This is a genomic window from Streptomyces sp. NPDC056738 (genome assembly GCF_042790435.1).
Taxonomy (GTDB): Bacteria; Actinomycetota; Actinomycetes; order Streptomycetales; family Streptomycetaceae; genus Streptomyces.
In genome coordinates this window covers 311,332-325,564 of record NZ_JBHTZF010000008.1, presented here as the reverse complement: position 1 = coordinate 325,564, position 14,233 = coordinate 311,332, and the positions used below count along the sequence as shown (strand labels likewise).

15 protein-coding genes are annotated in these 14,233 nt (G+C 72.2%); 3 read left to right on the top strand and 12 right to left on the bottom strand.

What is annotated here, in order from left to right; translation table 11 throughout:
* Positions 1-2 precede the first annotated feature (2 nt).
* The 10 genes from cysD to ACFRIC_RS22880 form a co-directional block, all read right to left on the bottom strand.
* Positions 3-941: a sulfate adenylyltransferase subunit CysD gene (cysD, locus tag ACFRIC_RS22925; protein WP_382788551.1), complete on the bottom strand. Its 939-nt coding sequence runs from the start codon at positions 939-941 to the stop codon at positions 3-5.
* Positions 938-1,537 carry an adenylyl-sulfate kinase gene (gene cysC, locus ACFRIC_RS22920; protein WP_382788549.1) on the bottom strand — a complete coding sequence of 200 codons (600 nt, stop codon included), beginning with the start codon at positions 1,535-1,537 and terminating at the stop codon, positions 938-940. Before cysC ends, cysD begins: the two co-directional genes overlap by 4 nt.
* Positions 1,534-2,244, bottom strand: a complete 711-nt coding sequence (locus ACFRIC_RS22915) for a phosphoadenylyl-sulfate reductase (protein WP_382788547.1) — start codon at positions 2,242-2,244, stop codon at positions 1,534-1,536. Before ACFRIC_RS22915 ends, cysC begins: the two co-directional genes overlap by 4 nt.
* Positions 2,241-2,420, bottom strand: coding sequence for a hypothetical protein (locus tag ACFRIC_RS22910; protein ID WP_382788545.1), 180 nt, complete (start codon positions 2,418-2,420; stop codon positions 2,241-2,243). Before ACFRIC_RS22910 ends, ACFRIC_RS22915 begins: the two co-directional genes overlap by 4 nt.
* Complete coding sequence (locus tag ACFRIC_RS22905) at positions 2,417-4,111, bottom strand: nitrite/sulfite reductase (RefSeq protein WP_382788543.1); 1,695 nt, start codon at positions 4,109-4,111, stop codon at positions 2,417-2,419. Before ACFRIC_RS22905 ends, ACFRIC_RS22910 begins: the two co-directional genes overlap by 4 nt.
* A 138-nt stretch (positions 4,112-4,249) precedes the next feature.
* On the bottom strand, positions 4,250-4,333 hold the full coding sequence (locus tag ACFRIC_RS22900; RefSeq protein ID WP_309486338.1) for a putative leader peptide: 84 nt from the start codon (positions 4,331-4,333) through the stop codon (positions 4,250-4,252).
* 163 nt (positions 4,334-4,496) lie between these two features.
* Complete coding sequence (locus ACFRIC_RS22895) at positions 4,497-5,069, bottom strand: GNAT family N-acetyltransferase (RefSeq protein WP_382788541.1); 573 nt, start codon at positions 5,067-5,069, stop codon at positions 4,497-4,499.
* Between the two features lie 83 nt (positions 5,070-5,152).
* On the bottom strand, positions 5,153-6,481 hold the full coding sequence (locus ACFRIC_RS22890; protein WP_382788539.1) for a hypothetical protein: 1,329 nt from the start codon (positions 6,479-6,481) through the stop codon (positions 5,153-5,155).
* Between the two features lie 160 nt (positions 6,482-6,641).
* Entirely contained in the window at positions 6,642-7,937 is a 1,296-nt protein-coding gene (locus ACFRIC_RS22885) for a GAF domain-containing protein (RefSeq protein WP_382788537.1), read from the bottom strand.
* A 259-nt stretch (positions 7,938-8,196) separates the two neighbouring features.
* Positions 8,197-9,831, bottom strand: a complete 1,635-nt coding sequence (locus ACFRIC_RS22880; RefSeq protein ID WP_382788535.1) for an acyl-CoA dehydrogenase family protein — start codon at positions 9,829-9,831, stop codon at positions 8,197-8,199.
* 17 nt (positions 9,832-9,848) lie between these two features.
* Here ACFRIC_RS22880 and ACFRIC_RS22875 point away from each other — a divergent pair, with 17 nt between their 5' ends.
* Positions 9,849-11,018, top strand: coding sequence for a YihY/virulence factor BrkB family protein (locus ACFRIC_RS22875; RefSeq protein ID WP_382788533.1), 1,170 nt, complete (start codon positions 9,849-9,851; stop codon positions 11,016-11,018).
* Positions 11,019-11,076: 58 nt separating this feature from the next.
* Here ACFRIC_RS22875 and ACFRIC_RS22870 read toward each other — a convergent pair whose 3' ends face one another.
* On the bottom strand, positions 11,077-11,910 hold the full coding sequence (locus tag ACFRIC_RS22870; protein WP_382788531.1) for an NAD(P)H-binding protein: 834 nt from the start codon (positions 11,908-11,910) through the stop codon (positions 11,077-11,079).
* A gap of 112 nt (positions 11,911-12,022) precedes the next feature.
* On the opposite strand from ACFRIC_RS22870, the gene ACFRIC_RS22865 reads away from it, so the two are divergent.
* Positions 12,023-12,994: an AraC family transcriptional regulator gene (locus tag ACFRIC_RS22865; protein ID WP_382788529.1), complete on the top strand. Its 972-nt coding sequence runs from the start codon at positions 12,023-12,025 to the stop codon at positions 12,992-12,994.
* A gap of 10 nt (positions 12,995-13,004) precedes the next feature.
* Positions 13,005-13,751 carry a helix-turn-helix domain-containing protein gene (locus tag ACFRIC_RS22860; RefSeq protein WP_382788527.1) on the top strand — a complete coding sequence of 249 codons (747 nt, stop codon included), beginning with the start codon at positions 13,005-13,007 and terminating at the stop codon, positions 13,749-13,751.
* A 9-nt stretch (positions 13,752-13,760) separates the two neighbouring features.
* On the opposite strand, the gene ACFRIC_RS22855 is transcribed toward ACFRIC_RS22860, so the two are convergent.
* Positions 13,761-14,174 (bottom strand): VOC family protein, encoded by a 414-nt coding sequence (locus ACFRIC_RS22855; RefSeq protein ID WP_382788525.1) that lies wholly within the window; start codon positions 14,172-14,174, stop codon positions 13,761-13,763.
* Positions 14,175-14,233 lie beyond the last annotated feature (59 nt).

Sequence of the window (14,233 nt, the reverse complement as noted above, 5' to 3'; positions counted from 1 at the left end):
GTCTAGAAGTACCCCTCGCGCTTGCGGTCTTCCATCGCGGCCTCGGACATCTTGTCGTCGGCGCGGGTCGCGCCGCGCTCGGTGAGCCGGGACGCGGCGATCTCGGTGATGACGGCGTCCAGCGTGGTCGCGTCGGAGTCGACGGCGCCGGTGCAGGACATGTCACCCACCGTGCGGTAGCGGACGAGCCGCTTCTCGACGGTCTCGCCGTCCTTCGGACCGCCCCACTCGCCGGCGGTCAGCCACATGTTCGACCGCTGGAAGACCTCGCGTTCGTGGGCGAAGTAGATCTCGGGCAGTTCGATGCCCTCGCGGGCGATGTACTGCCACACGTCCAGCTCGGTCCAGTTGGACAGCGGGAACACCCGCACGTGCTCACCGGGAGCGTGCCGGCCGTTGTACAGGTTCCACAGCTCCGGGCGCTGACGGCGCGGGTCCCACTGCGAGAACTCGTCGCGCAGCGAGAACACCCGCTCCTTGGCCCGGGCCTTCTCCTCGTCACGCCGCCCGCCGCCGAACACCGCGTCGAAGCGCTCCGCCTGGATCTTCTCCGTCAGCGGCAGCGTCTGGAGCGGGTTGCGGGTGCCGTCCGGACGCTCGCGCAGCACACCGCGGTCGATGTAGTCCTGCACCGAGGCCACGTGCAGCCGCAGCCCGTGCCGGGCCACCGTCCGGTCCCGGTAGTCCAGGACCTCGGGGAAGTTGTGCCCGGTGTCCACGTGCAGCAGCGTGAAGGGCACCGCCGCCGGCGCGAACGCCTTCAACGCCAGATGCAGCATCACGATCGAGTCCTTGCCACCGGAGAACAGGATCACCGGCCGCTCGAACTCACCCGCCACCTCACGGAAGATGTGCACGGCCTCCGACTCCAGCGCGTCCAGGTGCGACAGCGCGTACGGGCTGCTCTCGGTCTCCTCGGAGACACTGGCGACGGTCGTCATGCGAGACCCCTCTCGGTGAGCAGCGCGTGCAGCGCGGCGGCGGACTCCTGCACGGTCTGGGTGTGCGACTCGATGCGCAGGTCGGGCGACTTGGGCGCCTCGTAGGGGTCGTCGACCCCGGTGAGCCCCGTCAGTTCCCCCGCGGCCTGCTTGGCGTACAGACCCTTCACATCGCGTACGGAGCACACCTCGACCGGGGTCGCCACGTGCACCTCCAGGTACGTCGTGCCGTTCTCGTCGTGACGCCCGCGCACCGCCTCGCGGCTGTCCGCGTAGGGCGCGATGACGGGGACGAGCGCCTTGACGCCGTTGCGGGCGAGCAGTTCGGCGAGGAAGCCGATGCGCTGCACGTTGGTGTGCCGGTCCTCGCGGCTGAAGCCGAGGCCCGCCGAGATGAACTCGCGGATCTCGTCGCCGTCGAGCACCTCGACGCGGTGGCCCTCCTCGCGCAGCCGGCCGGCCAGCTCGTAGGCGATGGTGGTCTTGCCGGCACTCGGCAGACCCGTGAGCCAGACGGTGGCTCCGCTCGTCACTTCCCGCTCCTGAGAAATCGTCCGGTCCGCGCCGGGCGCGGTGTTCGTCGTGGTCGTCGTCATCCGTGCAGTCCGCACTCGGTCTTCGCTCGGCCCGCCCAGCGGCCGGCGCGGGCGTCCTCGCCCTCCAGCACCCGGCGGGTGCACGGGGCACAGCCGACGGAGGCGTACCCGTCCATCAGCAACGGGTTGGTCAGTACGCCGTGTTCGGCGACGTACGCGTCCACGTCGTCCTGCGTCCAGCGGGCGATCGGCGAGACCTTCACCTTGCGGCGCTTCTCGTCCCAGCCGACGACCGGGGTGTTCGCCCGGGTGGGGGACTCGTCGCGGCGCAGGCCGGTCGCCCAGGCCTGGTAGTCCGTCAGGCCCTCCTCCAGCGGCTGGACCTTGCGGAGCTTGCAGCACAGGTCCGGGTCGCGGTCGTGCAGACGCGGCCCGTACTCGGCGTCCTGCTCCGCGACGCTCTGACGCGGGGTCAGGGTGATGACGTTGACGTCCATCACGGCCTCGACCGCGTCCCGCGTGCCGATCGTCTCCGGGAAGTGGTAGCCGGTGTCGAGGAACACCACGTCCACACCCGGCCGGGCACGCGAGGCGAGATGAGCGACCACCGCGTCCTCCATGGACGAGGTCACGCAGAACCTCGCGCCGAAGGTGTCCGCGGCCCAGCGCAGGATCTCCAGGGCCGAGGCGTCCTCCAGCTCGCGCCCGGCCTGCTCGGCCAGGGTCTTCAAGTCGTCGTCCGTGCGCTCTTGCTGAATGACCGTCATATCTCCGCCCCTCCACGCTCTTCCGGCTGGACGCCCCGGGACAGCAGTCCCAGGAACTTGAGCTGGAAGGCTCGGTTGCACGCCGCGCACTCCCACGCGCCGTGGCCCTGTTCGCTGGGTCGCAGGTCTTCGTCTCCGCAGTAGGGGCAGTAGAACGGCGCGGCACGCTCGCTCACGACAGCGCCTCCTCGGAGGCACGCGCGGCCCAGACGGCGAAGCGCTCGCCGTCCTCGCGCTCCGCCTGGAAACGCTTGAGGACACGCTCGATGTAGTCCGGCAGTTCGTCCGAGGTGACCTTCAGGCCGCGGACCTTGCGGCCGAACCCGGCCTCCAGGCCGAGCGCTCCGCCCAGGTGCACCTGGAACCCCTCGACCTGCTCGCCCGCGTCGTTCAGGACGAGCTGGCCCTTGAGACCGATGTCCGCGACCTGGATCCGGGCGCAGGCGTTGGGGCAGCCGTTGATGTTGATGGTGATGGGCTCGTCGAACTCGGGGATGCGGCGCTCGAGTTCGTCGATCAGCGAGGCCCCGCGCGCCTTGGTCTCGACGATCGCGAGCTTGCAGTACTCGATGCCGGTGCAGGCCATCGTGCCGCGCCGGAACGAGGACGGCCGGGCGGTGAGGTCCAGCGCCTCCAGGCCCTCGACGAGCGAGTCGATCCGCTCCTGCTCCACGTCGAGGACGATCATCTTCTGCTCGACGGTGGTGCGCACCCGGCCCGAGCCGTGCGCCTCGGCCAGTTCGGCGATCTTCGTCAGGGTGGCGCCGTCGATGCGGCCGACCCGCGGGGCGAAGCCGACGTAATAGCGGCCGTCCTGCTGCCGGTGCACGCCGACGTGGTCGCGCCAGCGGGCGACGGGCTGCTCGGGAGCGGGGCCGTCGACGAGCTTGCGCTCCAGGTACTCGTCCTCCAGGACCTGGCGGAACTTCTCCACGCCCCAGTCGGCGACCAGGAACTTCAGCCGGGCGCGGTTGCGCAGCCGGCGGTAGCCGTAGTCGCGGAAGATCGAGATGACACCCTCGTAGACGTCCGCGACCTCGTCGAGCGGGACCCAGGCGCCGAGGCGCTGGCCGATCTTCGGGTTGGTGGACAGGCCGCCGCCGACCCACAGGTCGAAGCCGGGGCCGTGCTCCGGGTGGTTCACACCGACGAAGGCGATGTCGTTGATCTCGTGCGCCACGTCGAGCAGCGGCGAGCCGGAGATCGCGGACTTGAACTTGCGGGGCAGGTTGGAGAAGTCCTTGTTGCCGATGATCCGGCGCTGGATCTCCTCGACGGCCGGTGTGCCGTCGATGATCTCGTCCTCGGCGATGCCGGCGACGGGCGAGCCGAGGATGACGCGGGGCGTGTCACCGCAGGCCTCGGTCGTGGACAGGCCGACGGCCTCCAGGCGCTCCCAGATCTCCGGGACGTCCTCGATGCGGATCCAGTGGTACTGCACGTTCTGGCGGTCCGTGAGGTCGGCCGTGCCGCGCGCGAACTCCTGCGAGATCTCGCCGATGACCCGGAGCTGCTCGGTGGTCAGCCGGCCACCGTCGATCCGCACACGCAGCATGAAGAACTCGTCGTCCAGCTCCTCCGGCTCCAGGATCGCGGTCTTGCCGCCGTCGATCCCGGGCTTGCGCTGGGTGTAGAGACCCCACCAGCGCATCCGGCCGCGCAGGTCGTTGGGGTCGATCGAGTCGAATCCCCGCTTCGAGTAGATCGTCTCAATGCGTGTCCGCACATTGAGACCGTCGTCGTCCTTCTTGAACTGCTCGTTGCCGTTGAGCGGGGTGAAGTGACCTACGGCCCACTGGCCCTCACCGCGGTGACGGCTCACCTTGCGGCGGGGCGCGACGGCTGGATCCTGCGGGGTGGCGGCCATGGTTGTTTCGTCCTTCGAGACTGCGGGGCAGGTCTGATCTGCGGCTCTGACCTGCGCATACGGGTGCATACGGAAGAATGGGCGCAGCACTGCGCAAGGGTCGCAAAAAGAGGGGGGGGGTCGGCGCTGCTGGGCTGGTCAGCTCGCCGGACAGATGGCGCTGGACATGCGGCCGAGGTCGACGTGCCGCCGACTCACCAAGGCAATTCCAGTTCCAGACATGACGGAAGCGTGTCACGGGGATCTCGGGGCAGTCCACCGTCATCCAAAATGTGGACACCCTTGTCCCGAATGTCGAGACAAGGGTGTTGTCGATCACACGATCGGCCCTCCACGGGTACGGCGAGGAGGGGCCGAAGCCGGGGGCACCACGGCACAAAGCGGGTCAGACGGGGTACGCGCCGGGCCACGGACCCGGTGTGAGGGCCTCGGCCTCCTGCTCGACCTTGGTGTCGAAGAGCCGGAAGCCGCGGCGCAGGTAGTTGTCCATCGCGTGCTCGCCGTCCTTGCTGCACGTGTGCAGCCAGACGCGCTTGGTCTCGGCGAGTCCGGGCCAGCGCTCGGCCAGGTCCCAGGCGCGCGCGGCCCCGTACGACAGGAGGTGGCCCCCGATCCGGCGGCCGCGGAAGGCGGGGACGAGTCCGAAGTAGACGATCTCCACGACCCCGTCGTCCTGGGCCGCGAGCTCCACGTAGCCCGCCGGGGTACCCCGGTCGTAGGCGACCCAGGTCTCCGTGCCCGGCCTGTCGAGGACCTCCCGCCACCGCGCGTACGTCCACGCGAGCCGGTCCGTCCACAGGATGTCCCCGCCCACCGAGGCGTACAGGAAGCGGCTGAACTCGGGCGAGGGGACCTCGGCGCGGACGATCCGCAGATCCCCGTCCGGCGCGCTCGAGGGGAGCAGGTCGGCCGGGGCCGTCTGCTCCAGGGACCAGGTGGTCACGGTGATGTCGCTCATGACCGCCAGGGAATCACGGAGGCGGTCGCTGCTCCAAAGGCGTCCACGAACCGACCGCTCCTCGCCGGTCCCGGTGCGGTCCGCTAGTCGAGCGAGCCGTCCACCGACGACAGCGGCACCGCGTAGAGCACCCGTCGCTTCGCCGTGTCGGACAGGCTCCACAGCTCGCCGGTCCGCTGCCAGTAGGAGAGCGACCCGGTGCCCAGGCCCCAGCAGGCGTGCGACTGGTCCGCGGTGCACGTGGCCGCGTCGGCGCCGTCCCCGCTCTGGCGCCACAGGGACGCGTGCCCGGCGCCGTCGTCGGACGGCCGTCCCACGTACCACCGGGACCGGTGCGCGAGGGCGCCGGAGATCCCGGAGCCCTTGGTCGTCCACGCCTCGGCCGCGTTCACATGGCCCTGGGCGTCGGCGAGCAGTCCGGTGCGGTAGGCGGCGGTGCTGAACGCGTACCGCCAGACCCGGGTGCGCTCGGGGCGGTCGGCCGCCGCCTCCGTCGCGACCAGGCTGTCGGGAGCGGTCGTACGGTCCAGGGAGAGCGAGCCGATACAGGGGACCGCGTGGTCGCGGTCGCGCCGGCACGAGCCGCCCTCCAGGTCGTACGAGCCGATCGCGGGGAGTACGTAGCGGTAGCCGGCGGCCGAGTAGCCGTGGCCCACCCGGCCCACGGCGCCGCTGTCCACGTCGGCGCGCAGCAGCCGGTGCAGGTCGAAGACGAGCAGACCGTCGCCGTGGTCCGCGGTGACGATCAGCTTGTCCTCGTACCAGACCATGCCGCCGAGGCCGGTGCGGACCGCGGTGAAGTCCTTGCCGCCGGCCCGCGGGGCGACCAGCAGGACCCAGCGGTAGCGGAGGGCGTCCGGGTCCGTCGCGTCGACGACGGCGATGCGGGCCAGGCCCTCGTCCCGGTCCGGTGCGGCCGCCCGGCCGTCGCGGTGGGTCCAGCCGGCCAGGATCACCTGGTGGGTGCCCCACGCGCCGTCGTCGTCGGCGTCACCGGAGGTGGTCAGGGAGCGGGGCTGCCACTGCGCGGACCGCGCGTCGGCGTCGTCCCAGCAGTACGCGCGGGTGGCCGTCGGATCCACGGGGAGCGCGGCCCGCTCGTCGGCCGTGCAGTCGGCGGTGTTGCGCATCGTGTGGTCGGCGTCGCGCAGGACTCCGTCGACGCCCACGTTGCCGCCCATGGTGCCGCTGAGCGTGTCGAGTGATTCCCGGGAGGTGAGGTTCTCGTGGAGGCGGACCTGTGAGGCGGAGCCGGTGCGGAGCGGGCTCAGGGCGCCCGGACTGTTGGCGCCGGTGGCCTGCGAGGTGCTGATCAGGGTGGCGGCCGCGGTGAGCGCGAGCGCGGTTCCGGCAAGGGTGGCGCGCAGCGCCTGTCCCCTTCTTCGACGACGGTGCCTGCCGCGCTGCTTCATACGTCCTCCCGGATAGGCCAACTGCCTCCCCCGCCGAGGGCGTTGACGGAGAGACGCGTGGGGTGGCCCGTGGAGGGGATGCTACGGCAGTGACCCCCCGGCCAGGACAAAGACCGCGGAAGACGCCCCTGAAATACGCTCGGTTCACCCCTCCTCGACCTCATGACGGCGCCGGTCCGGCCGTCGCGCGGGCTCCGAGCACCGCGGGCGCGGTCGAGTGCGGCAGCAGGTCCCGGGGGTCGTCCGGCAGCAGGACCTCGACCTCCACCTCCTCGCGGAAGCGGTAGGGCCGGTGGTCGAGGAGCCCGATGAGCCGGCGGCGTACGCGGGACAGTTCGGCGCGGACCGTGACCGTGCGGGTGGGATCACCGAACAGGTCGACCGCGAGCTGGGCGGCGCTGCGTCCCTGCCGGTGCACGGCGAGGACGTAGAGGAGTTCCGCGTGGCGGGGGCTCAGGTCCTGGGCCCAACTGCCCGCCGTGCCCGAGACGGTGATGTGCGGGCGCCGGGGCTCGCCGAGGTCGAGGACCACCCGCCCGGCGCTCCCGAGGTCGCCGGCACCGGTGACGCGCAGCAGCCAGCCGCCGGGCATCGGCTCGACGGCGCACATTCCGAGGGAGGGCAGCCAGACGTGGCCCGCGCCGAAGGAGTCGGGCAGCGGGACCCGGTCCACGGGCGGCATCCCGGTGACCGCGGCGAGCCAGCCGTGGGTGTCCACCACGAGCGCGGGGCCGTCGAGCCGGCACAGCAGGGGCGCGGCCACCGCGCGCAGCCGCTCGATGGCGGCCAGATGCGCGGTGCGCAGTTCGCTTTCGGCCAGTCTGGACACCGTGTCGACCAGCGCGAGGGTGGCGGGGTGAAAGGTGCTGTCCGGGCCGCTCACGTCGATGATCCCGAGGAGCCGTCCGTCGCGCGGGTCGTGGACGGGCGCGGCGGCGCAGGTCCAGTCGTGCAGGGTGCGCACGAAGTGCTCGGCCGAGTGCACCTGGACGGGGGCGTCCGCCGACAGGGCGGTTCCGATGGCGTTGGTGCCGGTGGTGTCCTCGCTCCACGCGGCGCCTTCCTCCAGGCAGATGGTGTCGGCCCGGCGCAGCACGCTCGTGTTCCCCTCGCGCCACAGCACCCGGCCCTCGGGGTCGGTGACCACCATGATCTGCTGGGAGGCGTCGGCGACCGTCCCGAGGCCGCCGTGCAGGGTCGGCATCACATCGGCGAGCGCGGTGGACGTCCGCCGGTGTTCGAGTTCTTCCGGATGCAGCAGGATGCTGTCCGTTCCCTGTTCGGGATTGACGCCGAAACGTTTCGCTCTTTGCCAGGACCGGCCGATCAACGGGCGCGGGGTGAACGTGCCCCGCTCGCCCTTGACCGACGCCGCCCAGGTCTCCTGGAGGTGTCCCGCCGTCTCGGACGCGTCGGACGGTGCGAGACGGGCTGGGTTGAACGATGTGGTCTTCACAGAGCACTCCCGAAACCAGGACCTCGTACGGGCCGTGACACCGCCGTCATCCCACATCGTGCCTGCTCTCGGCCGGGTTTGGAGGGCCTTCGCACAAGGTGCACAAAGGAATGCAACGGTCTGCAACTCTCGCCAACGGTCACAAGGTTCCTCGAAACTGACAGCGATGCCGCCCGTGCGGTGTCCGAGCTCCTGAACGGGGCGAGCGGCGGGGGTGGTGCCGTGTCGGCGCAGCACCACCCCCGCGTCAGCGCCCGCGTCAGTCCACCGGCCGGGCGCGCTCCACCACGGTGGCCAGATCCAGACTGTGCGGCAGCGTCCCGAACCCCGTGCCCCAGTCACCGCCCAGGCGCGAGGCGCAGAACGCGTCGGCGACCTCCGGCGGCGCGTACCGGACGAGCAGCGAGCCCTGGAGCACCAGCGCGATCCGCTCGACCAGCCGGCGGGCACGGGCCTCGATGCCGTCCAGGTCGGCCAGTTCGGTCAGCATGTTCTTGATGGCCCCGTCGAGCCGGTGGTCGGCGCCCCGGGCCCGGCCCACCTCCCGCAGATACGCGTCCAGGGCGCCCGGCTCCCGCTGCAGGGCGCGCAGGACGTCCAGCGCCTGCACATTGCCCGCGCCCTCCCAGACGGAGTTGAGCGGCGACTCCCGCAACAGACGGGGCATGCCCGACTCCTCGACGTAGCCGTTGCCGCCCAGGCACTCCAGCGCCTCCACCGCGACCGGCGTACACCGCTTGGTCACCCAGTACTTGGCGGCGGGCACCGCCAGCCGCAGGAACGCCCGCTCCTGCTCGCTCCCGTCGTCGTACGCCGCCGCGAGCCGCATCGCCAGGGTCGTCGCCGCCTCCGACTCCAGCGCCATGTCCGCGAGGACGTTGCGCATCAGCGGTTTGTCGACGAGCCGGCCGCCGAACGCCTCGCGGTAGGTGCAGTGGTGGATCGCCTGCGCGACCGCCTGCCGCATCAGCGCGGCCGAACCGAGCACACAGTCCAGCCGGGTCGCCGCGACCATCCCGATGATCGTGCGCACCCCGCGCCCCTCGTCGCCCACCCGGCGCGCCCACGTCCCGTCGAACTCGACCTCGCTCGACGCGTTGGACCGGTTGCCGAGCTTGTCCTTGAGCCGCTGGATGCGGAAGACGTTGCGGGTGCCGTCCTCCAGCACCCGCGGCACCAGGAAACACGTCAGCCCGCCGGGAGCCTGCGCCAGCACGAGGAAGCCGTCCGACATCGGCGCCGAGCAGAACCACTTGTGCCCGGTCAGCGCGTACGTCCCGTCCTCGGCGAGCGGCAGCGCCTCCGTGGTGTTGGCGCGGACGTCGCTGCCGCCCTGCTTCTCGGTCATGCCCATACCGAAGAGCACGCCGGCCTTCCGGGACGCGGGACGCAGTTCCTGGTCGTACACCGCGGACGTCAGCCGCGGCACCCACTCCGCGGCGAGCGCCGGATCGGTGCGCAGCGCCGGCACGGCCGCGTGGGTCATCGACAGCGGGCAGCCGTTGCCCGCCTCGGCCTGCGTCCAGACCACGAAGCCCGCCGCGCGCCTGACGTGTCCGCCGGGCCGGGTCCACGCCGACGTCAGCCCCGCCGACACACCCTTGCCCAGGAGGCGGTGCCAGGACGGGTGGAACTCGACCTCGTCGATCCGGTTGCCGTAGCGGTCGTGGCTGCGCAGCCTCGGCGGGTTCTCGTTGGCCAGCGCACCCCACTCCTGGACCTGGGCGGAACCCGTCGCCCGGCCGAGCGCCGACAACTCCTCGCGCGCCTGCTGGAGGAGCTCCGGATCGAGATGCCGGCCGACCGCCTCGCCGAGGGCCCGGTCGGCGGCGAATACGTCATATCCGACCAGGGGCGGAGCCTGGTTGGTCACGGTGTGGGTGCTGGCTGCCATACCGCTACCGTAAGGACGTGCACCAGGCAAAAGAAACAAGCGAACGGCCTCGCTCGGGCCGCTTCCACCGCGCTCGCGCGCTCTACCGGAACGTCTCCAAGCGCAGGACCGCCTGGCTGCTGCTCAAGGACACCGTCAACTCGTGCATGGAGTACCGGATCCTCGGACTGGCGGCCGAGGCCGCCTTCTTCACCCTGCTGTCCGTGCCCCCGCTGCTGCTCAGCATGATCGGGCTGCTCGGATACGTGGACGCGTGGACCGGCGCCGACACCATCGCCAGCCTGGAGTCCAACATCCTGGACGCCTCCCGCACGGTGCTGACCCAGAAGGGCGTCCACCAGATCGCCGAGCCGATCCTGCACGACGTGATGAAGGGCGGCCGGCCCGACATCATCTCCCTCGGATTCCTGTTCGCCCTGTGGTCGGGCTCGCGCGCGGTGAACGTCTTCGTCGACACCATCACGGTGATGTACGGACTCGACGGCACCCGGGGCATCGTGAAGACCCGGATGATGTCCTTCCTGCTGTTCATCGTTGCCCTGCTGATCGGCTCCGTGGCGCTCCCGCTGATGGTGGCGGGCCCGGACGCCGTGGTGAACGTCGTGCCGTGGTCGACGACCGTCGTCCAGATCCTGTACTGGCCGGTCGTCATCGTCCTGTCGGTCGCCTTCCTGACGACGCTCTACCACGTGTCCGTGCCCGTGCGTTCGCCCTGGGTCGAGGACGTGCCGGGCGCCCTGGTCGCCCTCGCCATGTGGGTCTTCGGCAGCTTCCTGCTGCGCATCTACCTGACGAACACCATCGAGGGCCCCACCATCTACGGCTCGCTCGCCGCCCCGGTGGCCGTCCTGCTGTGGATCGGCGTCGCCGCCTTCGCCGTCCTCGTCGGCGCGGCCGTCAACGCCGCCATCGACCGGGTCTGGCCGGCCGCCGCCACCGCGGCGGCCCGTGCCGCCAACGAACGGCTGCGCGAGGCCCAGGCCGCCGAGTACGTCGCCCGCGTCGCCGCGCACCGCTCGTACGACGCCGATCCCGACGATCCCGACATGCCCTCCGAGTTCCCGGAACGCTGGTCGCGCTTCCTGCCCCCGGAGGACGTGACGTCCCGCCTGCGGACCCACGCCAAGAACACCCATCACACCCACCCCGCCCCGAAGAACGGCGAGGACCGCTCGTCGGGGGAGTGAGCCCCAGCGATCCCAGGCTCACCCCGGAGCGGGCCCGGACGGGCCGGTGGTCCCCCCCTCAGGCCTTCCACGCCCCCGCCGCCGCGGCCTCCCGCGCGAAGTCGGTGAAGTCCCGCGGCTCGCGGCCGAGGACGGTCCGGACGCCGTCCGAGAGGTGGGCGTTACGGCCGTCGAGGAGGCATTCGAAGAGGTCGACGAGGAATCCGGCCTCCTCGGCCGGCATCCCGAATCCGGCCAGCGTGTCGCCGTACTCCCGCGCCGTCACCGGTGTGTACGCCAGCTCCGCGCCCGTGGCCCGCGCGATCTCCGCGACCGCCTCCCGGAAGGTCAGCAGCCGCGGCCCCGTGATCGCGAGCTCCCGGCCGGTGTACGCCTCGCCCCCGGTCAGCGCGGCCACCACGACGTCCGCGATGTCCCGCACGTCGATGAACGGCTCCCGCACCTCACCCGCAGGGAAGACCAGCTCTCCCTGACGCAGCCCCTCGACCAGCTGGCCCTCGCTGAAGTTCTGCGAGAACCACGACGCTCGTACGATCGTCCAGTCCGCGCCGGACGTCCGGAGCGCCTCCTCGGTCGGCGCGGCCCGGTCCTCACCCCTCGACGACAGGAGCACCAGCCGCCGCGCGCCGAGCTCCACCGCCTCCCGGGCCAGCGCCCCGACCGCCTTCGTGGCGGCCGGCGAGCCGACGTCCGTGGGATGGGCCAGATAGGCCGCGTCGGCGCCGCGCAGCGCCCCGGCCCATGTCGAGGGGTCCTCCCAGTCGAAGCCCGTGGCGCGCGAGGCGCCCCGGACCGTCAGGCCCGCCGCCCGCGCGGCCCGCGCGACCCGGCTCCCGGTCCGCCCGGTGGCCCCTGTCACCAGCACTGTCATGTCCCGCGTGTTCTCTGCCATGCGCCCAGTCAACTGCCGCCCCCGGCGCGGAACCATCGGCGAACGGCTCATCCCCATAAGCGGTCGTCCACGGTCGTCCACGGCTGTCGGAGCCGCCGTCTACGCTGGCCGCATGGACGCTCCGCCACGTTCGGACCTGCTCATGCGGGGGGACCCGCTCGCCAGCCTGCTGGAGGGGCCGCGTGCGCGGGGCGCCTTCATGATCCGCGCGTGCTTCGACCCGCCGTGGTGCGTACGCGTCGAGGACCGCGCCCCCCTGTCGATCATGCTGGTGGTCCGCGGCGACGCCTGGGTCGTCCCGGACGAGGGCGAGGGACTGCGGCTGCGGGCCGGCGACTTCGCCATCGCGCGCGGCCCCGATCCCTACCGCTGCGCCGACGAGCCCGGCACCCCGCCCCAGGCCGTGATCCTGCCGGGCGGTGAGTGCTCCTACCCGGACGGACGCTCCCTGAAGGGCCACTGGGACCTCGGCGTCCGGAGCTGGGGCGACCGGCTCGACGGCTCCACGGTGCTGCTCATCGGGACGTACATGATGCGCGGCGAGGTCAACCGCCGGCTGCTCGACGCCCTGCCGCCGCTGCTCGCGCTCCCCGCCGACGTGTGGGAGTGCCCGCTGACGCCGATCCTCGCCGCGGAGATGGTGCGCGACGAGCCCGGCCAGGAGGTCGTCCTCGACCGGCTCCTCGACCTGCTGATGATCACCGCGCTGCGGGCCTGGTTCTCCCGCCCCGAGGCCGCCGCGCCCGCCTGGTACCAGGCCCTCGCCGATCCGGTCGTGGGCCGTGCGCTCCGGCTCCTCCAGGACGACCCGGCCCGGCCCTGGACGGTCGCCGCGCTCGCCGCCGGGACCGGTGTCTCGCGCGCCGCGCTGGCCAGACGCTTCGGCGAACTCGTCGGGGAACCGCCGATGACGTATCTGACCGGCTGGCGTCTCGCCTCCGCCGCCGACCGGCTCCGCGAGAGCGACGACACCCTGGAGACGATCGCCCGCCACGTCGGCTACGGCAGCGCCTTCGCGCTCTCCAGCGCCTTCAAGCGGGTCTACGGCGTCAGCCCGCAGGAGCACCGGGCCCGCCCGGCGTAACGTGGCCGGCATGTACGCGGAACGGGCGTCCCGGCTGCCGGGCGCGGTGCTCTGGAGCCGCGGCCCGACGGGCCCCGTGCCGGACGCCGGGGCGCGGACGCCCGGGCGCCCGACGCCGGGCGCGGGGGCCGGCACCGCCCGGGACGCCGTGCTTCCGGACGGGTGCATGGATCTGCTGTGGACCGAGGGGCGGTTGCTCGTCGCCGGTCCCGACACTCGGCCCCACCTCCCGGACGCGGCGCCCGGCGGCTGGGCCGGCGTCCGCTTCCACCCCGGCACGGCGCCCGCCTACCTGGGCGTACCCGCGCACGAACTCCGGGATGTACGGGTGGAGTTGACCGACCTGTGGCCGGCCGCCGAGGTGCGCCGGCTCGCCGCGCGGATCGACACGGCGGCCGACCCCGTGGCGGCGCTCGAAGAGGTCGCGCTGCTCCGGGCGGCCGAGGCCGCTCCCCCCGACCCGCTCCTCGGGGAGGTGGTGGCCGCCCTGGACGCGGGCCGCCCGGTCGCCGAGACCGCCGACCGACTGGGCCTCGGAGCGCGGCAGTTGCACCGCCGCTCGCTCGCCGCCTTCGGGTACGGACCCAAGACCCTGGCCCGGGTCCTTCGCCTTCAGCGGGCACTCGCCCTCGCCCGCGACGGTGTGCCCTTCGCGGAGACCGCGCTGCGCGCGGGGTTCGCCGACCAGGCCCATCTGGCGCGAGACGTGCGGGAGTTGGCGGGAGCGACCCTCGGTGAGCTGGTCGGTCACCGCTGACGGGACCGGCTACGGCGCGGGCGCCGGTCCGTCCGGCAGCGGCGCGAACAGGTCGACGCCGTTGCCGTCCGGGTCGTGCACGACGGCGTACCGCATGCCCCAGAAGGCGTCCCACGGCTTGAGTTCGCCGTGGTGGCCCGCGCCGACGAGCTCCTCGTACACGGAGTCGACCTCGGCGGGGCCGTCGCAGCGGAAGGCGAGCGACGCCCTGCCGCCGCCGCTCGGGGGCCGCCACCCGGCGTGGAACGACCGGATGGTGTCCTCCGTGTCCAGCGCGAGGCGCAGTCCGCCGGGCAGGGCGGCCTCGACATGCGGCTCGTTCTCCGCGCCGTCGGGAAAGACGAGCCCGAGCCGGCTGTAGAAGGCGATGGAGGCGGCCATGTCGGAGACCGCCAGCCCGATCACATCGAATCGTGGAGTCATACGGCCACCGTAGGCGGGCCCCCGGCGACCGGTCTTGAACGAAACGGACACCCCTGACC